Raw genomic sequence first — 20,401 nt, forward strand, 5'->3', positions numbered from 1 at the left:
GAAGCTTGTCGCAACGCCGGTCCGCCGCTCACCCCTGCCCCAAGCCGCCGGTCCGCCTCTGCCAGCTGCTGCTGGCGTAACGTCGTCAACCGATGATCACGCGCCAGCCAGACATAGACAGCAGGCAGCACAAACAAAGTGAGCAATGTGCCAACCAGCATGCCGCAGACGATCACCACCCCCAGCCCAAAGCGGCTGTTGGCCCCGGCCCCGCTGGCGAACAGCAGCGGGATCACCCCAAAGGTCATCGCCGCCGTGGTCATCAGCACCGGCCGCAGGCGGATCTTCGCGGCATGGAGGATGGCCGATGCGCGATCGAGGTTGTCCCGCACCTGGATCTCGTTGGCAAACTCCACCATCAAGATGCCGTGCTTGCTGATCAGGCCGATCAAGGTAACCAAGCCGATCTGCGTGTAAATGTTGAGCGTGGCCCAGCCCAGCGCCAAAGGCAGCAGCGCCCCGCAGATAGATAGCGGCACGGTCACCAGAATGATCAACGGATCCACCAGGCTCTCGTACTGCGCGGCGAGCACCAGGTAGATCACCACCAGGGCCGCGAGAAACGCCCCCATCAAGGCGAAACCTTCCTGCACAAACTGGCGTGACTCCGATTGCCAGTCATGGCTGAAGCCCGGCGGCAGCTCGCCGGCGAGCTGTTCGAGAAACGCCACCGCGTTGCCCATCGAGACACCGGGAGCGGGGATCGCCTGCAGGGTGCTGGCGTTCTGTTGATCGAACTGCAGCAGGCGGTTCGGCGCAACCTCGATGTCCAACTTCACCACCGTGGACAGCGGCACCAGGCTTCCCCCTTCGACCCGCACGTACTGCCGATTCAACGCCGCAGGCGTCAAGCGTTGGTCCTGGACACTCTGCGCGATCACATCGTAGGAGCGCCCGAGCAAGGCAAAACGGTTGAGGTACTGCTCCCCCACCAGCACGCCCAGCGACTCGCCGATGTCCTGCATGCGGATACCCAGGCTGGCAGCCTTGGCCCGGTCGATGCTCACCTTGACCACCGGATTGTTGTAGTCGAGGTCGCTGTCCACCACGCTGAACAGGCCGCTATCCCGGGCCCGCTGCTTGAAGGTTTCCATGGTCTGGTACAGCACCGGGTAATCCTGCGCGCTGCGCATCACCATCTGCACCGGCAAACCACCGCTGGAGCCCGGCAGCGACGCCACCTGGAACACGAAGATGCTGCTGCCCTCGATGTCCGCGACGGCCTGCTGCAACTGCGCCTGGACCTCTACGGCGGAACGCTCGCGTGCGCCCCAGGCACTGAGGTTGATGCCGCCGAAACTGGCCGCGGGCCCATCCGTGCCATTGATGATCCAGGTATCGGTGGTTTCCGCCATCGACTTCATCACTTGGTCGAGCTTGAGGGCAAAGCGCTCGACATAGTCGAGGCTCGCATGTTGCGGCGACTTGATGGCCGTCAGTACCGCCGCCTGGTCCTCCGGCGGGGCCAGCTCGCGCTGCGGCATCAGGTACAGCCAGGGCAGGCTCAGGCACAGCAGCAGCGCCACCCCACCGCCGATCCAGCGCCGCGCCAGGGTGAACGCCAGCACCCGCGAGTAGGCCCCGGTCAGCACCGCGAAGAACCTGTCGGCCCGGTTCGCGCCCGCCCCGTGCCGGCGGGCGGGTTGCAACAGCAGCGAGCTCATCACCGGTGACAGAGTCAATGCCACCACACCGGACACCATCACCGCCCCGGCCAGGGTCAGGGCGAACTCGCGGAACAGTGTGCCGGTCAACCCGCCCATCATCCCGATCGGCGCATACACGGCCGCCAGGGTCAGGGTCATGGCGATCACCGGCCCTGCGATCTCCCGCGCACCGGCCAAGGCCGCCGCAACCGGCGTCTGGCCTTCTTCGATATGCCGGTGCACGTTTTCCACCACCACGATCGCATCGTCCACCACCAGGCCGATGGCCAGGACCATGGCCAACAAGGTCAGCAGGTTCAAGCTGAAGCCGAACAACAGCATCAGCCCCGCCGCCCCGAGCATCGACAGCGGGATGGCCACCACCGCGATCACCACGCTGCGTAGCGACCCCAGGCACAACCAGATCACCAGCACGACGATCAGCATGGCCTCGACCAGCGTGCGCAGCACCTCGTCGATCGAGGCGTCGATGAAGCGCGCGGTTTCATAGGCCAGCGCCACCGTCACCCCGGGCGGCAGGGTTTGCTGGATCTGCGGCAGCAACTGGCGGATACCTTCGACGATCACCAGGGGGTTGCCCGACGGCGTGGGGAACAAGCCCAGGTGCACCGCAGGCCGGCCATCCATGGTCGCGCTGGTCTGGGTGGCCGCCGCGTCCAGTTCGACAGTCCCCACATCCCGCAGACGCACCAGGTCCGTGCCATCGTTGCGGATGACCAGGTCACGGAAGCCCTCGATACGGGTCAGGTCGGTATCGACCTGGATATCGGCCAGCACGTACTGCCCGCGCACCTGCCCCGGCGTCGCCTGGTAGTTGTTGGCGCGCACCGCCTGCGCCACATCGGCGGCCGTCACCCCACGCCCGGCCATGCGCTCGCTGTCCAGCCACAGGCGCATGGCCAGGCGTCGCCCGCCAAAGGACTGCACCTTGGCCACGCCGTCGATGCCAGAAAACTGCGGCTCGACCACCCGCGCCAGGTAGTCGCTCAGCTCGGGGATCGACAGGCTGTCGCTGGCAAAGCCCACATAAGCCACTGCCGTCGAGTCGCCTGCCGACAGTTCCACCACCGGGTCATAGGCTTTTTCCGGCAAGCGGTAGCGCACCTGGTTGACCTTGGCCATGGTCTCGGCCAACGCCTGGGCCGGGTCACGGTCGAGCACCATGCGCAGGGTGATCAGGCTGCGCCCCTGCTGGGAGGACGAGGTCATGTAGTCGACGCCCTCGACCGAAGAGGCGGCCTGAGTGATCGGCTGGGTGACAAAGCCCTGCATCAGCTCGGCGGAGGCACCGGGGTATTCGGTGCTGATGGTGATGGTCGAGCTTGCCAGTAGCGGGTACTGGCGGATCGGCAGCTTGCCCATGGCAAACAGCCCGATCAGGATGATCAGGCTGCTGACCACCAGCGCCAGCACCGGGCGGCGTACGAAGTGATCGGTGAACCTCACGATTGCCGGCTCCCTTGCACGTCCTGGAGGCTGTCCTGGGCCACCGGCTCGACCTGCATGCCGTCGCCCAGCTTCAACTGGCCGGAAACCACCACCCGGTCACCTGGCGCCAGGCCAGAGAGGATTTCCACCCGGCCCTGCCAGCGCTCGCCGGTGGTGACCCGTACCCGGCTGACACGGGTGCCATGCACCGGGTCCTGGGTGGCGATGAACACCGTCTGTCCGTAGGCGGTATAGGTAATCGCGGTTTCCGGCACGGCCAGCACCCTTGACGGCTGCGCCGCCTCCAGGCGTACGCCGGTGTACATGCCCGGCTGCAACTGCCCGTCCGGGTTGCCCAGGGTGGCCTGCACCTGGACCAGGCGCGCCTTGCTGACCAGCGGATCGACGGCGACCACCTGAGCCTGGAAATCACGCCCCGGCACAGCATCCACGCTCAGTGTCAGCCGTTGCCCAACGCGCAGCGCAGGCGTGGCCTCCTCGCCCAGCGAGAAGTTGACCTGCAGCTGGCGGGCATCCGCCAGGCTGGCGATGGTCTCGCCGGCTCCCAGGTACTGGCCCTGATGCACCCGGCGAATGCCGATCCTGCCGGCAAAGGGTGCGCGGATGGCCTTCTGCGCGATCAGTGCTTCGACATGCTGCAGCTCGCCGCTGGCCACATCCACCACGGTCGCCGCGTTGTCGAGCAGCTCCTGGGAGACGGCATTCATCACCCGCAGCTTGCGCGCACGCAGCAACGCCACTTCGGCATTGCGCAGCTTGGCGCGCAACTGCAGGCGCAGGGCCTGCTCAGGGGCATCGTTGAGTTGCACCAGCAACTGCCCGGCGCTGACCGCCTGCCCGGACTCGAAGGCGATGCGGGTAACGCGCCCCGCTGCCTCCGCCGCCACTTGCACCTGATTGACCGCCTCCAGCTCGCCCGAGGCAAAACGCTGGCGCGCCAGCTCGACCTGCTCGGCCGTGGCCAGGGCAACCTTGGTCGCCGGCCAGGCCGCCGCGGACGGAGCTGCCGAATCGCTGCGCGTGAGGGTGTATGCACCGGCCAGCACACAGGCCAGCACGGCCCCGGCCATCATGGTCCGCTTGTTCATCCATGGCTCCGATCATCAGGGGAAACGATTGCGGGAAAGATCGGACGGGACTATAAGAGCTCAACTTAACTTGAGGTCAACAACCGTGGCAGCGAAAACAACCAGCGACAGCACCCGCTTGCTTACCGTGGGGGAAGTCACCCGACGCAGCGGCGTACCGGTGTCCACGCTGCACTTCTACGAGGCCAAGGGGCTGATCGCCAGCACCCGCACGGCGGGCAACCAGCGGCGCTTCCCCGCGCTGGTACTGCGCACCATCGCCATCATCAAGGTGGCGCAGCGCACGGGTATTCCCCTTGAGGAAATCAAGCGTGCCCTGGGCCGCTACGCCCCCAACAGCAAGCTCACCGCCGCCCAGTGGGGTGAAATGTCATCGGCCTGGCGAGAGGACCTGAACGCACGTATACGCACGCTGGAAGCCCTGCGCGACAGCCTCGACAATTGCATTGGTTGCGGTTGCCTGTCGCTGGAGGATTGCCCATTGCGCAACCCGGGTGATGTGCTGGGCCAGGAAGGTGCCGGCCCCAGGATCCTCGAAAACGGCAGCCGGACAGCCAGCGAGTCTTGATGGCGAGGGTGGCTCAACCGCCCACACGTAGCCGGAGGTTCCTGTGAGTCTGATCACCGATCTGCCCGGATCAGCCAACGCCCTGGTCTGCGGCGCCAGCCAAGGCATCGGCCTGGCGCTGTGCACGCAGTTGCTGGCACGCGATGACGTCGTGCAAGTCTTTGCCGTTTCGCGCCAGGCAAACCAATCACCGGAGCTGGCAGCCCTGGCCCGGCAACACGGCCAACGCCTGACCCGCATCGACTGCGACGCCCGTGACGAACACGCGCTGGAAAACCTGGCACGGCAAGTGAGCGCCACCTGCCCGCACCTGCACCTGGTGCTCTGCACCCTGGGCGTACTGCACGACGCACCGGCACGGGCAGAGAAGTCGCTGGCACAACTGGACCTTGCCAGCCTGCAGGCCAGTTTCGCCACCAATGCCTTCGCCCCGATTCTGCTGCTCAAGCATTTGCTGCCTTTGCTCCGCCACCAACCCGTCACCTTCGCCGCGCTGTCGGCGCGGGTCGGGTCGATCGGCGACAACCGCTTGGGCGGCTGGTACAGCTACCGGGCCAGCAAGGCGGCGCTCAACCAGTTGCTGCGCACCGCCAGTATCGAACTCAGGCGGCTGAACCCGGCGGCGACGGTGCTGGCCATTCACCCCGGTACCACCGATACCCGGCTGTCACGACCATTCCAGGCCAACGTGGCACCGGGCAAGCTGTTCGAGCCGGCCTTTGCTGCGCAGTGCATCTTGCAGTTGGTGGGCAGTCATGGGCCGGAGGACAGTGGGACGTTCTGGGCTTGGGATGGGAAGTCGGTTGACTGGTGAGGCGACCGTGGCCACGTACAAGACCGCTTGTTGGCCCACATGCGATTGCAAGGCAGGCGCTAGCCCATCACCCGCCCGGCCGCTGCTCGGCAAACAGCACCTGCACAGAATCCAGAAAGTGATGCAGCTCCGGCACCTTGGTATTCAGGCTGCGCGCCCCATCATCCTCCACCCTGATCGCCACATTGCCAGTCTCGAACTGCTCGACCAGCCACTCCACAAAGGCCTCCACAGAACTGGCCACCACGAATTTCTCTTCTTCGTCGCGACCAAAGTTGATGACCTGCCCCACGCTGCCGTGCTCTGCAGGGTCCAGGTCCACTCCCAGATGATTGCCGCCATAGTCGTAGGCAAACGGAATCCAGTAGCGATTGGCATAGGATGGCTTGATGGCGCCGGGCCGTGCCGAGGTGCAGAAGTCGCTAGCCGCCGCCATGTCTTCGTCAGACCACTCCTCGACCAGGTCCTTCCACGACGCCCAGTGTTTGAGGGCCTCTGCCAAAGGCAGGAAAGTCAGCCCAAAGAACGGGCCTGTGCCCGCCTTGCCTTTTTGCCCGTCATGCCATCGGTAGAGTGCTTTCAAGCCCTCTGGAAAGGCCCGTCCTACCAGCGCTTCGAACTCGGCCAGCGCGGCCTCCGAGCAGCCTGGCGCCAGGTCGGCATGTACTTCGTCCAGGTTGCCTTGCAACCACTTATCCAGTCGCTCTAACGTCGCTTTCATCACAGACTCCCTATGGACGAAGGCTTCAGCATAGAGCAGGACTGGGCACACCGCGGTCAAAACTACCCGGCCCGAGGGTTTGAACTCGCCGATCAGCTCACATCTCCACTTGCGTCCCGAGCTCGATCACCCGGTTCAGCGGCAACTGGAAGTACTTGAGGTTGCTGTTGGCGTTCTTGAGCAAGAACGCGAACAAGTGTTCACGCCACCTGGCCATGCCCATGCGCTTGCTGGCGATGACGGTTTCCCGGCTGAGGAAATAAGTGGTACGCATGGCGGCGAACTCAAGGTCGTCGCGCTGGCAGCGGCTCAGGGCCAGAGGCACGTTGGGCTCTTCCATGAAACCGAAATGCAGGCTTACCCGGAAGAAACCCTCACCGAAGGCTTCGACCTCGAAACGCTTGCCAGCGCTGACCCGCGGTTCGTCCTCGAACACCACCGTCAGCAGCACCACCTGCTCGTGCAACACCTGGTTGTGCAGCAGGTTGTGCAGCAGCGCGTGCGGCACCGCTTCGGGCCTGGCGCTGAGGAACACCGCCGTGCCCGTGACCCGGTGGGGTGGCTGGTACTGCAGGCTGGCGATGAACAGGTCCAGTGGCAGCGCGCCTTCGTCGAGCCGCTCGACGATAAGCCTGCGCCCGCGCTTCCAGGTGGTCATCAGCACGAACAGGGCAACCCCGGCGATCACCGGGAACGCACCGCCTTGCAGGATCTTCGGGGCGTTGGCGGCAAAGTACAGGCTGTCTACCAGCAGAAAGCCCAGCAACAGCGGGATCGCCAACCAGCGTGGCGTCTTCCACAGCAAAAGCACCACCGCCGAGGCCAGCAAGGTGGTGATCAGCATGGTGCCGGTCACCGCAACGCCATAGGCGGCGGCCAATGCACTGGACGACTCGAAGCCCACCACAAGCAATACCACGCCGACCATCAACGCCCAGTTGACCATGCCGATGTAGATCTGCCCCTGCTCTTCGCTGGAGGTGTGCTGGATGAACATGCGCGGCACATAACCGAGCTGGATGGCCTGGCGAGTAAGGGAGAAGGCGCCGGAGATCACCGCCTGGGAGGCGATGATGGTGGCCAGCGTGGCCAGCCCGACCATGGGCAGCAGGGCCCAGTCGGGGGCGAGCAGATAGAACGGGTTGCGCACCGCCTCCGGGTTGCCAAGGATCAGCGCGCCCTGGCCGAAGTAGTTCAGCACCAGCCCCGGCAGCACCAGCAGGAACCAGGCCCTGGCGATGGGCTTGCGGCCGAAGTGGCCCATGTCGGCATATAGCGCTTCGGCGCCGGTCAACGCCAGCACCACGGCGCCCAGGATGGCCACGCCCATGCCAGGGTGGACCACGAAGAACTGCACGGCCCATGCCGGGTTGAGCGCCTGCAGCACCTCGGGGCGCTGGGCGATGCCATGCACGCCAAGCGCCCCAAGCACGACGAACCACAGCACCATGATCGGCCCGAACAGGATACCGATGCGCGCGGTGCCGTGCTTCTGGATGACGAACAGCGCCACCAGCACCACCACCGACAACGGCACCACCCAGTGCTCGATCCCGTCGAAGGCCAGTTGCAAGCCCTCCACCGCCGAAAGCACCGATATCGCCGGAGTGATCATGCTGTCGCCGTAGAACAACGCGGCGCCGAACAGCCCCAGCAGCACCAGCCCCTTGCCCAGGCGCGCATAGGGCGCCGCGGCCCGGTGCGCCAGTGCGGTCAGGGCCATGATGCCGCCTTCGCCCTGGTTGCTGGCCCGCAGGATGAACAGCACGTACTTGATCGACACCACCCAGATCAACGACCAGAACACCAGCGACAACACGCCGAGCACACCGGCGGTATTGGCCTGGACGCCGTAGTGGCCGGCGAAGACTTCCTTGAGGGTGTACAACGGGCTGGTGCCGATGTCGCCATAGACCACGCCGACCGCGGCAACGAGGGTGCCGATGGCGGTGGTCTTGCCGGGGTGGGTTGGGGTTGCAGCGGTAACGCTCTGGCTCACGGATGACGTCTCTGGGCTGGCAGGTGGAAAGCGCCTGCCCTCCCTGTGCATGACGACCTCGCGTGGCGCCCGCTCCGCCCCCGGCTACCTGCCTGAGGCCCTGCGGACCGGGCAGCAGAGGCGGCCAGTATCCTTGCACGCGATCTGGCCGGCCGTAAAAAGAGCGTAAAAAAGCACGGCATCCACGCCACCAGGCCAATCGCCACGGCTGATGGACACCGCGGATGTGGGTCGTCCAGTGAAACCGGGCTTTCGACTTCGAGCAGATATCGATTAATGTCCTGCGCAACCCTCACCACCCACTGCGCCGCTCGGCAGCCGAAGGTGAGCGACCCCGGCTGACGGTTTTGCCACACGAGGACATCGACAATGAGTGAAGGCAGCACGCCGGTCAGCGAACAGCCACTCGCGGCCAGGCCGCCGATAAGCCTGGCCGAAGCCCTGCGCTTCTGGCTCAAATTGGGCTTCATCAGCTTTGGCGGGCCTGCCGGGCAGATCGCGATCATGCACCAGGAGCTGGTGGAGCGCCGGCGCTGGATCAGCGAAAAACGCTTCCTGCACGCACTGAACTACTGCATGTTGCTGCCCGGCCCCGAGGCCCAGCAATTGGCCACCTACATTGGCTGGCTGATGCACCGCGCCTGGGGCGGCGTGATTGCCGGCGCCCTGTTCGTGCTGCCGTCGCTGTTCATCCTGATCGGCTTGTCGTGGGTCTACCTGGCCTTTGGCGAAGTGCCGGTGGTGGCCGGCATCTTTTACGGCATCAAGCCTGCGGTGACCGCGATCGTGTTGCATGCGGCCCACCGCATCGGCTCGCGCGCGCTGAAAAACGGCGGGTTGTGGGCCATCGCCGGCGCGTCGTTCGTGGCCATTTTCGCCCTGAATGTGCCCTTCCCGCTGATCGTGCTGGTGGCCGCCATAGTCGGCTATGCGGGCGGGCGACTGGCCCCCGGCACCTTCGTCATCGGTGGCGGTCAGGGCGCCGCCCGCCATCACTACGGGCCGGCGCTGATCGATGACGATACGCCGCCCCCCGAACATGCGCGTTTTCGTTGGCGGCACCTGCTGCGCCTGATGCTGATTGGCGCCGCGCTATGGCTGCTGCCCATGGGACTGCTGACCCTGGCATTCGGCTGGGACGGCACCCTGACGCAAATGGGCTGGTTCTTTACCAAAGCCGCCCTGTTGACCTTCGGCGGTGCCTACGCAGTGTTGCCCTACGTGTACCAGGGGGCTGTCGGCCATTACGGCTGGCTGTCGCCCACGCAGATGATCGATGGCCTGGCGCTGGGGGAAACCACGCCAGGGCCGCTGATCATGGTGGTGGCGTTCGTCGGCTTCGTCGGTGGCTACCTGCAACCAATGTTCGGTGCCGACCATCCGTTGCTTGCCGGGGCGGTCGCGGCAAGCCTGGTCACCTGGTTCACCTTCCTGCCGTCGTTCCTGTTCATCCTGGCCGGCGGCCCGTTGGTGGAGTCCACCCACGGCGAAATGCGCTTCACGGCGCCACTGACCGCGATCACGGCTGCCGTCGTGGGCGTGATCCTCAACCTGGCGCTGTTCTTCGGCTACCACGTGATGTGGCCCAACGGCTTCGCCGGGGCATTCGACTGGCCTTCGGCGCTGATTGCGGCGGGCGCGACGCTGGCATTGTTCCGCTGGCACCGAGGGGTGATTCAAGTGCTGCTCGCCTGTGCCTTGGCAGGCCTGGCGGTGCACCTGTTGCGGGGGTGACCGCACAGGCGCTGCATCAGCCCGGACCTGGTCGGCACGCCCGGCACTCGTTGCTTGACGATCCTGTGGGAGCGGCGGTTCGCCGCTGCGATTTACCCGCGAAGGGCTGCAAAGCAGCCCCAATTGGCTTAACTGACCGGCATTACCCCACTGCCTTGCTTTTTCAGCGCCATTGACTTGACTTCAATCAGTAGCGTTGAAACGTTTCGCCCGCACGGCCCGATCTGGATTGCGGCCGCGCGGTCCTTTCATGCGCAGCTATCTCGCCCAGAGAAGGGTAAACGACGACCCTGAGCAGTTCGCTAGACGGAACTTGTTTCAGGGAGACGTTCATGTCGCCTTTTGTGCTTCCAACGGCGTATGAGCACGCACCGCAGCGTGCCGACCATCATCTGCCCGCCCCCTCCATACGCCTCACGCCCTGTGCGCTCAGCCATGGCGATTGCCCCGCCCCTGAGCAATACCCCCGCACCTTCCGCAACCGCCCCTTCACCGGAGGGTTCTGACATGCCAGGCACTCAGGATATTCGCTGGTTCAAGGAGCAGTTTCAGCAGGACATGGCCCAGGCGATCATCGGCACGCCCTTGACGGTGGACCACCTCACCGCACTGGCCTGCCAGGAAACCGGCAGCATCTGGCCGTTCCTGCGCAAGGCCAAGCTGCCCTTGCCCCAGGTCACCGCGCTGTGCGTCGGCGATACGCTGGACGACACCGCCGGGCGCAAGGCCTTCCCGCGCAACAAGGCCGAACTGCTGCTGCGCCCGCGTGGCGACCTGATGTTCGCCATGGGCCACCAGGCACTGGTGGACATGGCCAGGTTCGTGCCGGGTTACCAGGACGTGGCCAAGAAACCCAACAAGTTCTGCCACGGCTATGGCGTGTTCCAGCTGGACCTGCAGTTCTTCAAGCCCGAGCCCGATTTCTTTCTCGACCGCCACTGGGCGACCTTCAGCGGCTCCCTTGGCCGCGCGATGGATGAACTCAAGGGCGCACTTCGGCAACTGGGCTTCGAGCAGCGCCGGCAACCGCTCAGCGACCTGGAATTCGCCCAGGTCGGCATCGTCTACAACACCGGTGGTTTCGTCCCCTCGAAAGGGTTGAAGCAGGGCCACAAGAGCGATGATCGCTTCTATGGAGAGAACCTGTTCGACTTCATTCGCCTGTGCCACACGGTAGCGACCGACCCGGCACAGCCCGCCCTGCCCGCGCCAGCACCCGGCCAGGCCATCGTGGCAGCGCCCAGCCCGCTTTCCGGCATGGGTACGGCGATGCGGGTGGATACCCGCGAAGGCATGCTGCGGGTGCGCAGCCAACCCTTCATCAGTACCCCGGCACAGGCCAACGTCGTGGCGAACCTGCCGGATGGCCATCCGGTACGGGTGTTGAGCAAAACGGCTGAAAACGGCTTCGTCAGCATCGAAACCAGTTTGTCCGGCGCACGCGTGCGCGGTTTCTGCGCCAAGCGTTTCCTGGTGCCGGCAGCTGACGACGCGGTGATCGAGATCACCCAGCCCTCCCCTCAACCCAGCACCGTGCAAGACCAGAACGCCCGGTTGCCGAGCCTGCCAGGCGGCTCCGCTATCCCCGCCGTGTTCATGCCGCGCAAGAACGGCGTGGTCACCCGCCGGGCCAACCCGGCTGACGCCCATTCGCTCAACGAAGCCAGGCAGCCAACCCGCCAGGGCACCAGCGCAGGCGAGTTGCGTGAGTCGCTGGCAGCCATCATCCAATGGCTGGCCGTCGACAACACGGCACACCTTCGGTACCAGCCGCATGACGGGCTGACCTTCTGCAACATCTACGCCCACGACTACTGCCTGCTCGCCGGTGCCTACCTGCCGCGCTGCTGGTGGAGTACGCCGGCCCTGCTCAAGCTGGCCGCAGGCCAACAGGTCACGCCACTGATCGGCGACACCCTGCGGGAAATGCGCGCCAACGACCTGTTCAGGTGGCTGCGTGATTTCGGCCCTGGGTTCGGCTGGCGTCAGACCGGCACGCTGACCACCCTGCAGGCCGAGGCCAACCAGGGCGCCATCGGCCTCATCGTCGCGCGGCGCAAGGAAGATGGCCGGTCGGGGCACATCGTCATGATCGTGCCCGAAACCGCCGAGCAATCCGCGCGCCGCGACACGGCCGGCAATGTCATCGCGCCGCTGCAGAGCCAGGCCGGCGCCAAGAACTTCCAATATGGCCGCGGGACCGCTAACTGGTGGAACGGCGAGCAGTTCGCCGAATTCGCGTTCTGGCTGCATGCCTAGCCCGAGACGCTACTGGAGAAGTGGAGCGTTTACAGCTCCAGTGCGCCCCTGAGCAAGGCCGCAAGCTTGGGCCCGGCCTCGGCGCCCTGCCCTTCCAGCAGCGCCAGCGGAATGCCCTGCAACAGCGGCGCAAACTCGGCCAGGCCGTCGCCCAGCAACGCCATTGGGCAGGCGATTTCCATCTGCAGGGTGCGCAACCGCGTGGCCAGGGCCGGGCTGATCGGGCCCTGCACCCTGATCACCAGTGCCGCCGGGCGCATGGCCACGCACAGCAGCGGCAGCTCATCCAGCGGCTGGGCGTTGCCGAGCACCTCGATACGCTGCTGTTCCCCACCCAGCAACAGGGCGCTGCACAGCAGTTCCAACTCGCTAATGCCATTGGCTGCGCTCAACAGCACGCGCGGCGCGGCTGGCTGGTTCAGTTGCAGGCGCAGCAACAGCCGAGCGCGCAGGAATGTATCGAGGAACAGCCACTGGCTGCGTTGGCCGAACGCGGTGCCCGCAGCCAACTGGTGCCACACCGGCATCAGCACTTCGCGCAGTGCGACGGTTTTGGGGAACAAGGTGAACACCTGGCCATGCAGGGCCTCGAGCGCCTGCCCATCGAAGGCCTGGGTGGCCCGCAGCACGGCAGCGCGCCAGTCGTCGAAGGCATCGCTGCCCTGCTCGACCGCCCGGGGCCCCTGCTCGTGCTGACGGGCCAGCAACTCGCCGACCTTGCTGATCGGCAGGCCGCTGCCCGTCCAGTGCAGGATGTCGCGGATGCGCTGTACATCCTCGGGGGTGTACAGGCGATGGCCGCCTTCGGTGCGCTGGGGGCTAATCAGCCCGTGGCGGCGCTCCCAGGCGCGCAGGGTCACCGGGTTGATGCCGGTCAGGCTCACCACATCGCGCATGGGCAGCAAATCAGGGGAAATCGCTTCGGTCATCGGGCACGTGGGGATCTAGGGGCCGGGGACGCCATTCTAAACCCATCCCCGCCTTTTTCGCCGAGCGTTCGTGCGTCATCATGGCGCCAGCGCGCACGCCACCATTACCCGAGGTCCACATGATCGATGCAAAGCTTCTGCAACTGATGGTCGAAACCTCCAACGACGGCATCGTCGTCGCCGAACAGGAAGGCAGCGACAGCATCCTGATTTATGCCAACCCGGCGTTCGAACGCCTGACCGGCTATGCCGTCGACGACATCCTCTACCAGGACTGCCGCTTCCTGCAGGGCCAGGACCATGACCAGTCAGGGCTTGCCGCCATCCGCGAGGCGATCCGCGACGGCCGCCCTTGCCGCGAAGTGCTGCGCAACTACCGCAAGGACGGCAGCCTGTTCTGGAACGAACTGTCGATCACCCCGGTCCACAACGAGGCCGACCAGTTGACCTACTTCATCGGCATTCAGCGCGACGTCAGTGCACAGGTATCCGCCGAGCAGAAGGTCCGCGAGCTCGAAGCCGAGGTGGCGCACCTGCGCCAGCAGCTATCGAACGGCAACGAATGATGTACACGCCCGTGGGAGCGGGCTTGCCCCGCGATCACCGGCGAAGCCGGTGCCATTAAACTTGTGATTCCCTGGCCTGGCCCTTCGCGGGGCAAGCCCGCTCCCACGTTCTAGGCGCCCCTCTAAAACTATACAATTTGGTTGACTTGTACAGTTTTACACATAGGCTTCAGATATACCTGTACAAAAATCGTTCCGTGTACAGGATTGCCTGGAGCCGCGCATGTCCGACTACCTGCAAACCTTCGCCGAACGCTTTGCCGGCTTGCACGCTGGCAACCTCCAGCGGCTCGACGAGCTGTACAGCGAAGCGGTGACCTTCCGCGACCCATTGCACCAGATCGAGGGCCTGCCCGCCCTGCGTGCCTACTTCGCCACGCTGTACGCCAACGTGCAGGACATCCGTTACGACTTTCACGGCGCCGACCAGGTACAGCCAGGCCACGGCTACCTGCGTTGGACCCTGCATTTTTGCCACCCGCGCCTGGCCGGCGGAAGGCCGATCAGCCTTGACGGTTGCACCCACCTGCGTTGGCGCGATCGGGTCGACTTTCACCAGGACTACTTCGATGTCGGCGCATTGCTGTACGAGCACGTGCCCGTGGTCGGTGGGCTGATCGGCTGGCTCAAGGGCCGGCTGGCATGAACCGCTGCTGGTTGACCGGCGCCAGCAGCGGTATCGGCGCCGCCCTGGCGCTGCGCCTGCTGGAACAAGGCCATCAGGTCGCGCTGGGTGGCCGCCAGGCCAGCAGCTTGCAAGCGTTGGCCGAGCGCTTTGCAGGCCAGACGTTATTGGCCGTCGGTGATATCAGCGAAGCGCCGCAAGTGGCGCAGATAGCCGCGGCTATCGAGCAGCACTGGGGCGCCCTCGATCTGGTGATCCTCAATGCCGGCACCTGCGAGTACCTGGAGCCCGGCCACTTCGACCCGGCCCTGGTCGAACGGGTTATGCGCACCAACCTGCTGGGCCTGTGCCACTGCATCCAGGCCGCCCTGCCCCTGCTGCGGCGCGGCCAACGGCCACATCTGGTGGTGGTGGGCAGCTCGGTAAGCTGGCTCGCGCTGCCACGGGCCGGTGCTTACGGCGCCTCCAAGGCTGCGGTGCGCTACCTGGTCGAGTCGCTGCGCATCGACCTGATCAACCAAGGCATCGATGTCACCCTGGTCAGCCCCGGCTTCGTCGATACGCCGCTTACCCGGCGCAACGACTTCGCCATGCCGCAAATGTGGAGTGCCGAGCGCGCCGCCCGGCATATCGCCGCCCGCCTGGCGCAGCGGCCACTGGAGATCAACTTCCCCGGCCTGTTCACCTGCGTGTTGCGCCTGCTCGGCGCGCTGCCCGTGCGCTGGCGCCTTAAGCTGGGCCAGCGCATGGCCCGCCGTGAACAGGGGTAGCCGAACATGCGGATCGCCATCATCGGCAGCGGCATCGCCGGCCTGACCTGCGCCCACCTGCTCTCGCGCCGGCATGAAGTCACGGTGTTCGAGGCCGCCGACTGGATCGGTGGCCACACCCACACGGTCGATGTGCAGTGGCGCGGCCGGCACTATGCCGTGGACACCGGGTTCATCGTGTTCAACGACTGGACCTACCCCAGCTTCATTCGCCTGCTGGGCTACCTGGGGGTGGCCTCGCGGCCCACGCAGATGAGCTTTTCGGTGCACGATCCGCGCACGGGCTTCGAGTACAACGGCCACACCCTCGACAGCCTGTTCGCGCAACGGCGCAACCTGCTGTCGCCGGGCTTCTGGGGCATGCTGCGAGACATCCTGCGCTTCAACCGCCAGGCCCTCGCCGACCTGGACAACCAACGCATCGAAGCCACCACCACCCTTGGCGCCTACCTGCGCACGCAGCGCTACGGCCAGCGTTTCATCGACCATTACATCGTGCCCATGGGCTCGGCGATCTGGTCGATGTCGCGCAGCGACATGCTGGGCTTCCCGCTGCAGTTCTTCGTGCGCTTTTGCCGCAACCACGGCTTGCTGTCGGTCAACCACCGCCCGCAATGGCGGGTGATCGAAGGCGGTTCGCGCAGTTACCTGGCGCCGCTGTGCCGGCCGTTCGCCGAGCGCATTCGCCTGAACTGCGCAGTCAGGCAGGTGTGCCGTGACGATGGCGGCGTGACGCTGAACAGCACGGCCGGCACCGAACGCTTCGACAACGTGGTGTTCGCCTGCCACAGCGATCAGGCCCTGGCGCTGCTGGAGGCCCCCAGCAGCGAGGAGCGCGCGGTGCTCGGCGCCATCCGCTACGCCAGCAACGATGTGCTGCTGCACACCGACACCCGCCTGCTGCCAAGGCGGCGCAAGGCCTGGGCCAGCTGGAACTACCGCCTGGGCGGCAGTGAACAGGCCCCCGCCGCGCTGACCTACGCCATGAACATCCTGCAGGGCATCGAGGCGCCGGTGACGTTCTGCGTAAGCCTGAACCAGACCGCCCTGGTGGACCCGGCGCAAATCCTCGCCCGCTTCCAGTACGCCCACCCGCAATACAGCCTGGCGGCGCTGGCCGCCCAAGCCCGCCAAGGCGAGTTGCAGGGGCGCCAGCACAGCTATTACTGCGGTGCTTACTGGGCCAACGGCTTTCACGAGGATGGCGTGGTCAGCGCGCTGCAAGTGGCCGAACACTTTGGAGAGCGCCTGTGAACAGCAGCCTGTGCCGCGGCTGGGTCAGCCACCGGCGCCTGACCCCGCGCCCGCATGCCTTTCGCTACCGCATCGGCATGTTCTACCTGGACCTGGCCGAACAGCCCTGGCTGCTCGGCCTGTCGCGCTGGCTCGGGCACTCGCGCCTGGCCCCGCTGTGCTGGCGTGAAAGCGACTACCTGCCGGCCCTCACCCGCAGCGGCATGCCGCTGGCCCAGGCCGCCCGCCAACTGGTCGGCCAAGCGACCGGGCAGGCACCCGAGGGCGCCGTGCACCTGCTCACCCAGCCACGCAGCTGGGGGCTGTCGTTCAACCCGGTGAGTTTCTACTTCTGCCATGACCGCGACGGCCAGCTCGCGGCGATCCTGCTGGAGGTGCGCAACACCCCTTGGCGCGAACGCTTCCACTACGTGCTGCCGGTGCAGCCAGGCCTGCCGCGACAGTTCTGCGTGGCCAAGGCCTTCCATGTGTCGCCGTTCATGCCGCTGGACATGGAGTACCGCCTGCGCTTTTTCCTCGATGCCCAGCGAGTGCGCATTCACATGGAAAACCGCCGCAAAGGGCAGCCGGTGTTTGCCGCCGACCTGACCCTGGAGCGCCGGGAGCTCAACCGCAGCACCTTGCACCAGCACCTGCTGGCCTTCCCGTGGATGAGCCTGCGCACGCTGTCGGCCATCTACTGGCAAGCCCTGCGCCTGCTGTTCAAGCGCACGCCCATCCACGATCACCGCGCAAGCCAGGGCACGCTGCGCCTTGGCCAAACCACCCGCGAGGAGCCCGAACATGCCCGAACCCACGTTGAGCGCTAGCAAATCGGCGGGCCTGACACCGCTGCTCGGTGGCCTGGTCAGGAGCGCCGTGCTGGCCCAGCTGCGCCGGATCAGCCGCGGCCAGCTGCGGCTGATCGGCAATGACCGCCAATGGACCTTCGGCGAAACCGGCAGCGCGCTGTACGCCGAAGTCGAGATCCTGGACGAGGCCGCCTGGGGCATGGTGGCCGGCAATGGCTCGATCGGCGCCGGCGAAGCCTATATCCACGGTTACTGGCGCAGCCCTGACCTGGCGGCAGTGACCCGTCTGTTTGTCGCCAATCTCGACGTGCTCGATGCCATGGAACGCGGCCTGGCGCGCTTCGGCCGCCCGGCCCTGCGCCTGCTGCACAGCCTCAATCGCAACAGCCGGCGCGGCGCGCGGCGCAATATCCTGGCCCATTACGACCTGGGCAATGCCCTGTTCGAACGCCTGCTCGACCCAACCATGATGTATTCCGCCGCGCAGTTCGACAGCGCCGAGCAAAGCCTGGAACAGGCGCAGTTGAACAAGCTCGAACGCATCTGCCAGAAGCTCGAGCTCAAGCCCCACGACCACTTGCTGGAGATCGGCAGCGGCTGGGGGAGCCTGGCCATCCACGCCGCCACCCGCCATGGCTGCCGGGTCACCACCACCACGCTGTCCCAGGCGCAGTACAGCCATACCCTGCAGCGGGTCAAGGCGCTCGGCCTGGAGCAGCGCATCACCGTGCTGTGCGAGGACTACCGCGACCTGCGCGGGCGCTTCGACAAGCTGGTGTCGGTCGAGATGATCGAGGCCGTGGGCCACCGTTACCTGCCGACCTATTTCCGCCAGTGCGCCGCGCTGCTCAAGGACGACGGCCTGATGCTGCTGCAGGCCATCACCATCCGCGACCAGCGCTACGCCCAGGCGCGCCGTTCGGTGGACTTCATCCAGCGCTACATCTTCCCCGGCGGCGCCTTGCCCTCGCTGAGCGTGCTGCTCGACACCGCCAGCCGGCAGACCGCGTTGAACCTGCTGCACATGGAGGACTTCGGCCAGGACTATGCACGCACCCTGCGCCACTGGCGCGACAACCTGCGCCTGGCGCGCGGGGCGCTCAGTGAAATGGGTTACGACGACACCTTCCAGCGGCTGTGGGAGTTCTACTTGTGCTACTGCCAGGGCGGCTTCGAGGAGCGGGTAATAGGTGTGGCGCAACTGCTCTGGGCCACACCCCAGGCACGCCGGGCACCGCTGCCGGGCTCCTGAACATGCCCCGCATGTGGCTGCTGGGCAATGCGCTGTGGCTGCAGGCTGGTTGGTGGGCCTGCGTGCTTGGTGCAACGCGGCCCTGGCTGCTGTTGATCGTACCTGTGGGGCTGGCGCTGCACCTGCGCTGTTGCCACGACCGCGTGGGGGAAGCGTGGGCGCTGTTGCGCGTGACGCTTGCCGGTTGCCTGCTCGACAGCCTGCTGGGCGCGCTGGGGGTCTTCAGCTTTGCGCAATGGCCGCTACCCGGCTGGCTGGCGTTGCTGTGGCTGGTGCTGGCCAGCGGCCTGCGCCACAGCCTGGCCTGGGCCACACGACCGGCCTGGCGCGGGGTGCTGCTGGGTCTACTGGGCGGCCCGCCAGCCTATCTGGCTGGTGCGCAGCTCGCGGGCGTCAGCCTGCCGCTGGGCCCGCTCGCCACGGCCCTGATACTGGCGCCGCTATGGGCGCTCGCCTTGCCGTTGGCCTTGCGCCTGGCCGCGTGGCGCTGAGCGACGGCAGCGCTCGGAGCAGTAGCGCACCTGCTGCCAGCAACGCGCCCAGCGCTTGCGCCAGGTGAACGGCCGGCCACAGGCCACGCAGACTTTGCTCGGCAACAGGCTTTTGTTCATTCGACGGCCTGGGGCAAACGCCGGAAGAACAAGGTGATCTGCCCGATCTCCACGCCGAACTTGCGCATGCTCGAGCGGTTGATCAGGGTGTCTTTATCCATCAGGTACATCCAGTCGTCCAGGTCCACCTGCCAGTGATTGCCATCCACCGGCAGATCCAGGCGGTATTGCCAGCGCAGCGCATTGCCCGCTACCTCGCCACGGGCCTCGCCGATCACATCCCCTGCCCGCCCGCGCCAGCGCCCGGGGCCGTCTGGCGTGAGCGTCCAGGTGCGCTGCTGGCGGGTGCCGTCGCTGTAGACGAAGTGCTCGTCGAGGATCAGCCGCTCGCCTTCACGGCGGCTGTCGATGCGCACGTGGAAGCGCTTGACCACTTCGCCGTTGCGCTTCTGGAACATGCCCCAGGCTTCTACCGGAGTGGCAAAGAACGCCACCAGGTCCAGGCCCGGTTTCTGCCCGCGGTAGTGTTCGACGCCGACATTGCCGCAACTGCCGAGCAGCAGGCAGGCAAGCACGAGTGCAAGGTTACGCATGGTCAGCCTCCACGATCGTCTTCAGCCAGCCCGAGCAGGCGTTGGCGCAACTGTGGGTCTCGGGCTCGCGGGTCCAGCCAGATGGCGAAGAACGCCCGGGCGAAGGCTGGGTCGGCGACCTCGGCGCGCAGTTGGCCGTCGACGTAGAAACTGCAGCCTTGCCTGGGCAGGTACAGCCCGGTGATGCGCATGCCCGGCCGCACATCGACGAACGCGGCGCGCATGTTGTTTGCCCAGCGCTCGAGGGTTTGCGGGCTTGGCGGCTGCGCGGCAAGGCGGCGCATTTCGCTGAGGCTGGCGTCGATCAGGGTGTCGCGGGACAGTGCGCGGTGGTAGCGCAGTTCTAGGGCGAAGGGCTTATTCCAGCCTTGCGGCGAGCCGGCGCTGTACAGGCGGGCGCTGTAGAGGCGCAGGCCGAACCAGCTGAAATCGCCGCTGCCGGTCAAGTGGGTCTGTGGCATGGCGGTGCGCCAGTCTGCGCAGGCGGGCTGGGTCAGGGCCAGGAGGATGGCCAGGGTGATCAGCTTTCGCCTTGCGGGGCTGGGGGGCATGTCGCGAGCACCTGGGTGTGTGCGGATACTGTACAAGTATATTTTCTTGTATAGATATGCCCAGGTGAAATCTTGGTTTTGTATAGATTTTTGAGAGTGAGAGGCGGGGTCGGGGTCGGGGCCGGGGCCGGGGCCGGGGTCGGGGTCGGGGTCGGGGTCGGGGTCGGGGTCGGGGTCGGGGTCGGGGTCGGGGTCGGGGCTTAGTGTGTTGGTTTTGATA

The 20,401-nt window shown here is 66.0% G+C and carries 18 protein-coding genes and 1 pseudogene; 11 read left to right on the forward strand and 8 right to left on the reverse strand.

The features are described 5' to 3' along the window. Nucleotides 1-50 precede the first annotated feature (50 nt). Nucleotides 51-3,113, reverse strand: a pseudogene (locus RTH46_RS10670) (MexW/MexI family multidrug efflux RND transporter permease subunit); the annotation flags it as partial. After that, complete coding sequence (locus RTH46_RS10675) at nt 3,110-4,204, reverse strand: efflux RND transporter periplasmic adaptor subunit (protein ID WP_316905653.1); 1,095 nt, start codon at nt 4,202-4,204, stop codon at nt 3,110-3,112. The gene RTH46_RS10675 and the pseudogene RTH46_RS10670, both read right to left, overlap by 4 nt. 118 nt (nt 4,205-4,322) lie before the next feature. Between RTH46_RS10675 and soxR the strand changes: the two genes are divergently transcribed. Both soxR and RTH46_RS10685 read left to right on the forward strand, forming a co-directional pair. Beyond that, nucleotides 4,323-4,772 carry a redox-sensitive transcriptional activator SoxR gene (gene soxR, locus RTH46_RS10680; RefSeq protein WP_347881692.1) on the forward strand — a complete coding sequence of 150 codons (450 nt, stop codon included), beginning with the start codon at nt 4,323-4,325 and terminating at the stop codon, nt 4,770-4,772. A gap of 43 nt (nt 4,773-4,815) precedes the next feature. Further along, the gene (locus tag RTH46_RS10685; RefSeq protein ID WP_153785948.1) at nt 4,816-5,586 is read left to right on the forward strand and encodes an SDR family NAD(P)-dependent oxidoreductase; all 771 of its coding nucleotides are present in this window, start codon (nt 4,816-4,818) and stop codon (nt 5,584-5,586) included. Nucleotides 5,587-5,653: 67 nt separating this feature from the next. On the opposite strand, the gene RTH46_RS10690 is transcribed toward RTH46_RS10685, so the two are convergent. Continuing rightward, nucleotides 5,654-6,307: an SMI1/KNR4 family protein gene (locus tag RTH46_RS10690; protein WP_316905654.1), complete on the reverse strand. Its 654-nt coding sequence runs from the start codon at nt 6,305-6,307 to the stop codon at nt 5,654-5,656. Nucleotides 6,308-6,404: 97 nt separating this feature from the next. Further along, a complete protein-coding gene (locus RTH46_RS10695; protein ID WP_316905655.1) occupies nt 6,405-8,306 on the reverse strand; it encodes a potassium transporter Kup in 1,902 nt (633 codons plus the stop codon). Nucleotides 8,307-8,675: 369 nt separating this feature from the next. On the opposite strand from RTH46_RS10695, the gene chrA reads away from it, so the two are divergent. After that, nucleotides 8,676-10,040 carry a chromate efflux transporter gene (gene chrA, locus RTH46_RS10700; protein ID WP_316905656.1) on the forward strand — a complete coding sequence of 455 codons (1,365 nt, stop codon included), beginning with the start codon at nt 8,676-8,678 and terminating at the stop codon, nt 10,038-10,040. Nucleotides 10,041-10,547: 507 nt separating this feature from the next. Beyond that, entirely contained in the window at nt 10,548-12,299 is a 1,752-nt protein-coding gene (locus RTH46_RS10705; protein WP_316905657.1) for an SH3 domain-containing protein, read from the forward strand. A 29-nt stretch (nt 12,300-12,328) separates the two neighbouring features. Here RTH46_RS10705 and RTH46_RS10710 read toward each other — a convergent pair whose 3' ends face one another. Then, nucleotides 12,329-13,228, reverse strand: a complete 900-nt coding sequence (locus RTH46_RS10710; RefSeq protein ID WP_316905658.1) for a MerR family transcriptional regulator — start codon at nt 13,226-13,228, stop codon at nt 12,329-12,331. A 119-nt stretch (nt 13,229-13,347) separates the two neighbouring features. On the opposite strand from RTH46_RS10710, the gene RTH46_RS10715 reads away from it, so the two are divergent. The 7 genes from RTH46_RS10715 to RTH46_RS10745 all read left to right on the forward strand — a co-directional run bounded on the left by RTH46_RS10715 (nt 13,348) and on the right by RTH46_RS10745 (nt 18,977). After that, entirely contained in the window at nt 13,348-13,794 is a 447-nt protein-coding gene (locus tag RTH46_RS10715; RefSeq protein ID WP_316905659.1) for a PAS domain-containing protein, read from the forward strand. 223 nt (nt 13,795-14,017) lie between these two features. Beyond that, nucleotides 14,018-14,440 (forward strand): nuclear transport factor 2 family protein, encoded by a 423-nt coding sequence (locus RTH46_RS10720; RefSeq protein WP_153785954.1) that lies wholly within the window; start codon nt 14,018-14,020, stop codon nt 14,438-14,440. Next, nucleotides 14,437-15,189, forward strand: a complete 753-nt coding sequence (locus RTH46_RS10725; RefSeq protein WP_153785955.1) for an SDR family NAD(P)-dependent oxidoreductase — start codon at nt 14,437-14,439, stop codon at nt 15,187-15,189. The genes RTH46_RS10720 and RTH46_RS10725 overlap by 4 nt, the downstream gene beginning before the upstream one ends. A gap of 6 nt (nt 15,190-15,195) precedes the next feature. Next, nucleotides 15,196-16,443, forward strand: a complete 1,248-nt coding sequence (locus tag RTH46_RS10730; RefSeq protein WP_153785956.1) for an NAD(P)/FAD-dependent oxidoreductase — start codon at nt 15,196-15,198, stop codon at nt 16,441-16,443. Then, nucleotides 16,440-17,252 (forward strand): DUF1365 domain-containing protein, encoded by an 813-nt coding sequence (locus tag RTH46_RS10735; protein ID WP_316905660.1) that lies wholly within the window; start codon nt 16,440-16,442, stop codon nt 17,250-17,252. Before RTH46_RS10730 ends, RTH46_RS10735 begins: the two co-directional genes overlap by 4 nt. Continuing rightward, nucleotides 17,227-18,486 carry a cyclopropane-fatty-acyl-phospholipid synthase family protein gene (locus tag RTH46_RS10740; protein WP_316905661.1) on the forward strand — a complete coding sequence of 420 codons (1,260 nt, stop codon included), beginning with the start codon at nt 17,227-17,229 and terminating at the stop codon, nt 18,484-18,486. The genes RTH46_RS10735 and RTH46_RS10740 overlap by 26 nt, the downstream gene beginning before the upstream one ends. A 2-nt stretch (nt 18,487-18,488) precedes the next feature. Then, on the forward strand, nt 18,489-18,977 hold the full coding sequence (locus RTH46_RS10745) for a DUF2878 domain-containing protein (protein WP_153785959.1): 489 nt from the start codon (nt 18,489-18,491) through the stop codon (nt 18,975-18,977). On the opposite strand, the gene RTH46_RS10750 is transcribed toward RTH46_RS10745, so the two are convergent. The 3 genes from RTH46_RS10750 to RTH46_RS10760 are packed head-to-tail and all read right to left on the reverse strand — an operon-like array spanning nt 18,927 to nt 20,181. Next, nucleotides 18,927-19,097 carry a DUF2256 domain-containing protein gene (locus RTH46_RS10750; protein ID WP_153785960.1) on the reverse strand — a complete coding sequence of 57 codons (171 nt, stop codon included), beginning with the start codon at nt 19,095-19,097 and terminating at the stop codon, nt 18,927-18,929. The genes RTH46_RS10745 and RTH46_RS10750 overlap by 51 nt on opposite strands. Further along, complete coding sequence (locus RTH46_RS10755; protein WP_153785961.1) at nt 19,094-19,630, reverse strand: DUF3833 domain-containing protein; 537 nt, start codon at nt 19,628-19,630, stop codon at nt 19,094-19,096. Before RTH46_RS10755 ends, RTH46_RS10750 begins: the two co-directional genes overlap by 4 nt. 2 nt (nt 19,631-19,632) lie before the next feature. Then, a complete protein-coding gene (locus tag RTH46_RS10760; protein ID WP_153785962.1) occupies nt 19,633-20,181 on the reverse strand; it encodes a chalcone isomerase family protein in 549 nt (182 codons plus the stop codon). Nucleotides 20,182-20,401 lie beyond the last annotated feature (220 nt).

It is taken from the genome of Pseudomonas sp. zfem004 (assembly GCF_032621715.1).
GTDB lineage: Bacteria > Pseudomonadota > Gammaproteobacteria > Pseudomonadales > Pseudomonadaceae > Aquipseudomonas > Aquipseudomonas sichuanensis.

Coding starts and splice junctions, on each gene's coding strand:
- RTH46_RS10675 (WP_316905653.1), bottom strand. CDS start 4,204: ATGAACAAGCGGACCATGATGGCCGGGGCCGTGCTGGCCTGTGTGCTG.
- RTH46_RS10690 (WP_316905654.1), bottom strand. CDS start 6,307: ATGAAAGCGACGTTAGAGCGACTGGATAAGTGGTTGCAAGGCAACCTG.
- chrA (WP_316905656.1), top strand. CDS start 8,676: ATGAGTGAAGGCAGCACGCCGGTCAGCGAACAGCCACTCGCGGCCAGG.
- RTH46_RS10705 (WP_316905657.1), top strand. CDS start 10,548: ATGCCAGGCACTCAGGATATTCGCTGGTTCAAGGAGCAGTTTCAGCAG.
- RTH46_RS10710 (WP_316905658.1), bottom strand. CDS start 13,228: ATGACCGAAGCGATTTCCCCTGATTTGCTGCCCATGCGCGATGTGGTG.
- RTH46_RS10715 (WP_316905659.1), top strand. CDS start 13,348: ATGATCGATGCAAAGCTTCTGCAACTGATGGTCGAAACCTCCAACGAC.
- RTH46_RS10720 (WP_153785954.1), top strand. CDS start 14,018: ATGTCCGACTACCTGCAAACCTTCGCCGAACGCTTTGCCGGCTTGCAC.
- RTH46_RS10725 (WP_153785955.1), top strand. CDS start 14,437: ATGAACCGCTGCTGGTTGACCGGCGCCAGCAGCGGTATCGGCGCCGCC.
- RTH46_RS10730 (WP_153785956.1), top strand. CDS start 15,196: ATGCGGATCGCCATCATCGGCAGCGGCATCGCCGGCCTGACCTGCGCC.
- RTH46_RS10740 (WP_316905661.1), top strand. CDS start 17,227: ATGCCCGAACCCACGTTGAGCGCTAGCAAATCGGCGGGCCTGACACCG.
- RTH46_RS10745 (WP_153785959.1), top strand. CDS start 18,489: ATGCCCCGCATGTGGCTGCTGGGCAATGCGCTGTGGCTGCAGGCTGGT.
- RTH46_RS10750 (WP_153785960.1), bottom strand. CDS start 19,097: ATGAACAAAAGCCTGTTGCCGAGCAAAGTCTGCGTGGCCTGTGGCCGG.
- RTH46_RS10755 (WP_153785961.1), bottom strand. CDS start 19,630: ATGCGTAACCTTGCACTCGTGCTTGCCTGCCTGCTGCTCGGCAGTTGC.
- RTH46_RS10760 (WP_153785962.1), bottom strand. CDS start 20,181: ATGCCCCCCAGCCCCGCAAGGCGAAAGCTGATCACCCTGGCCATCCTC.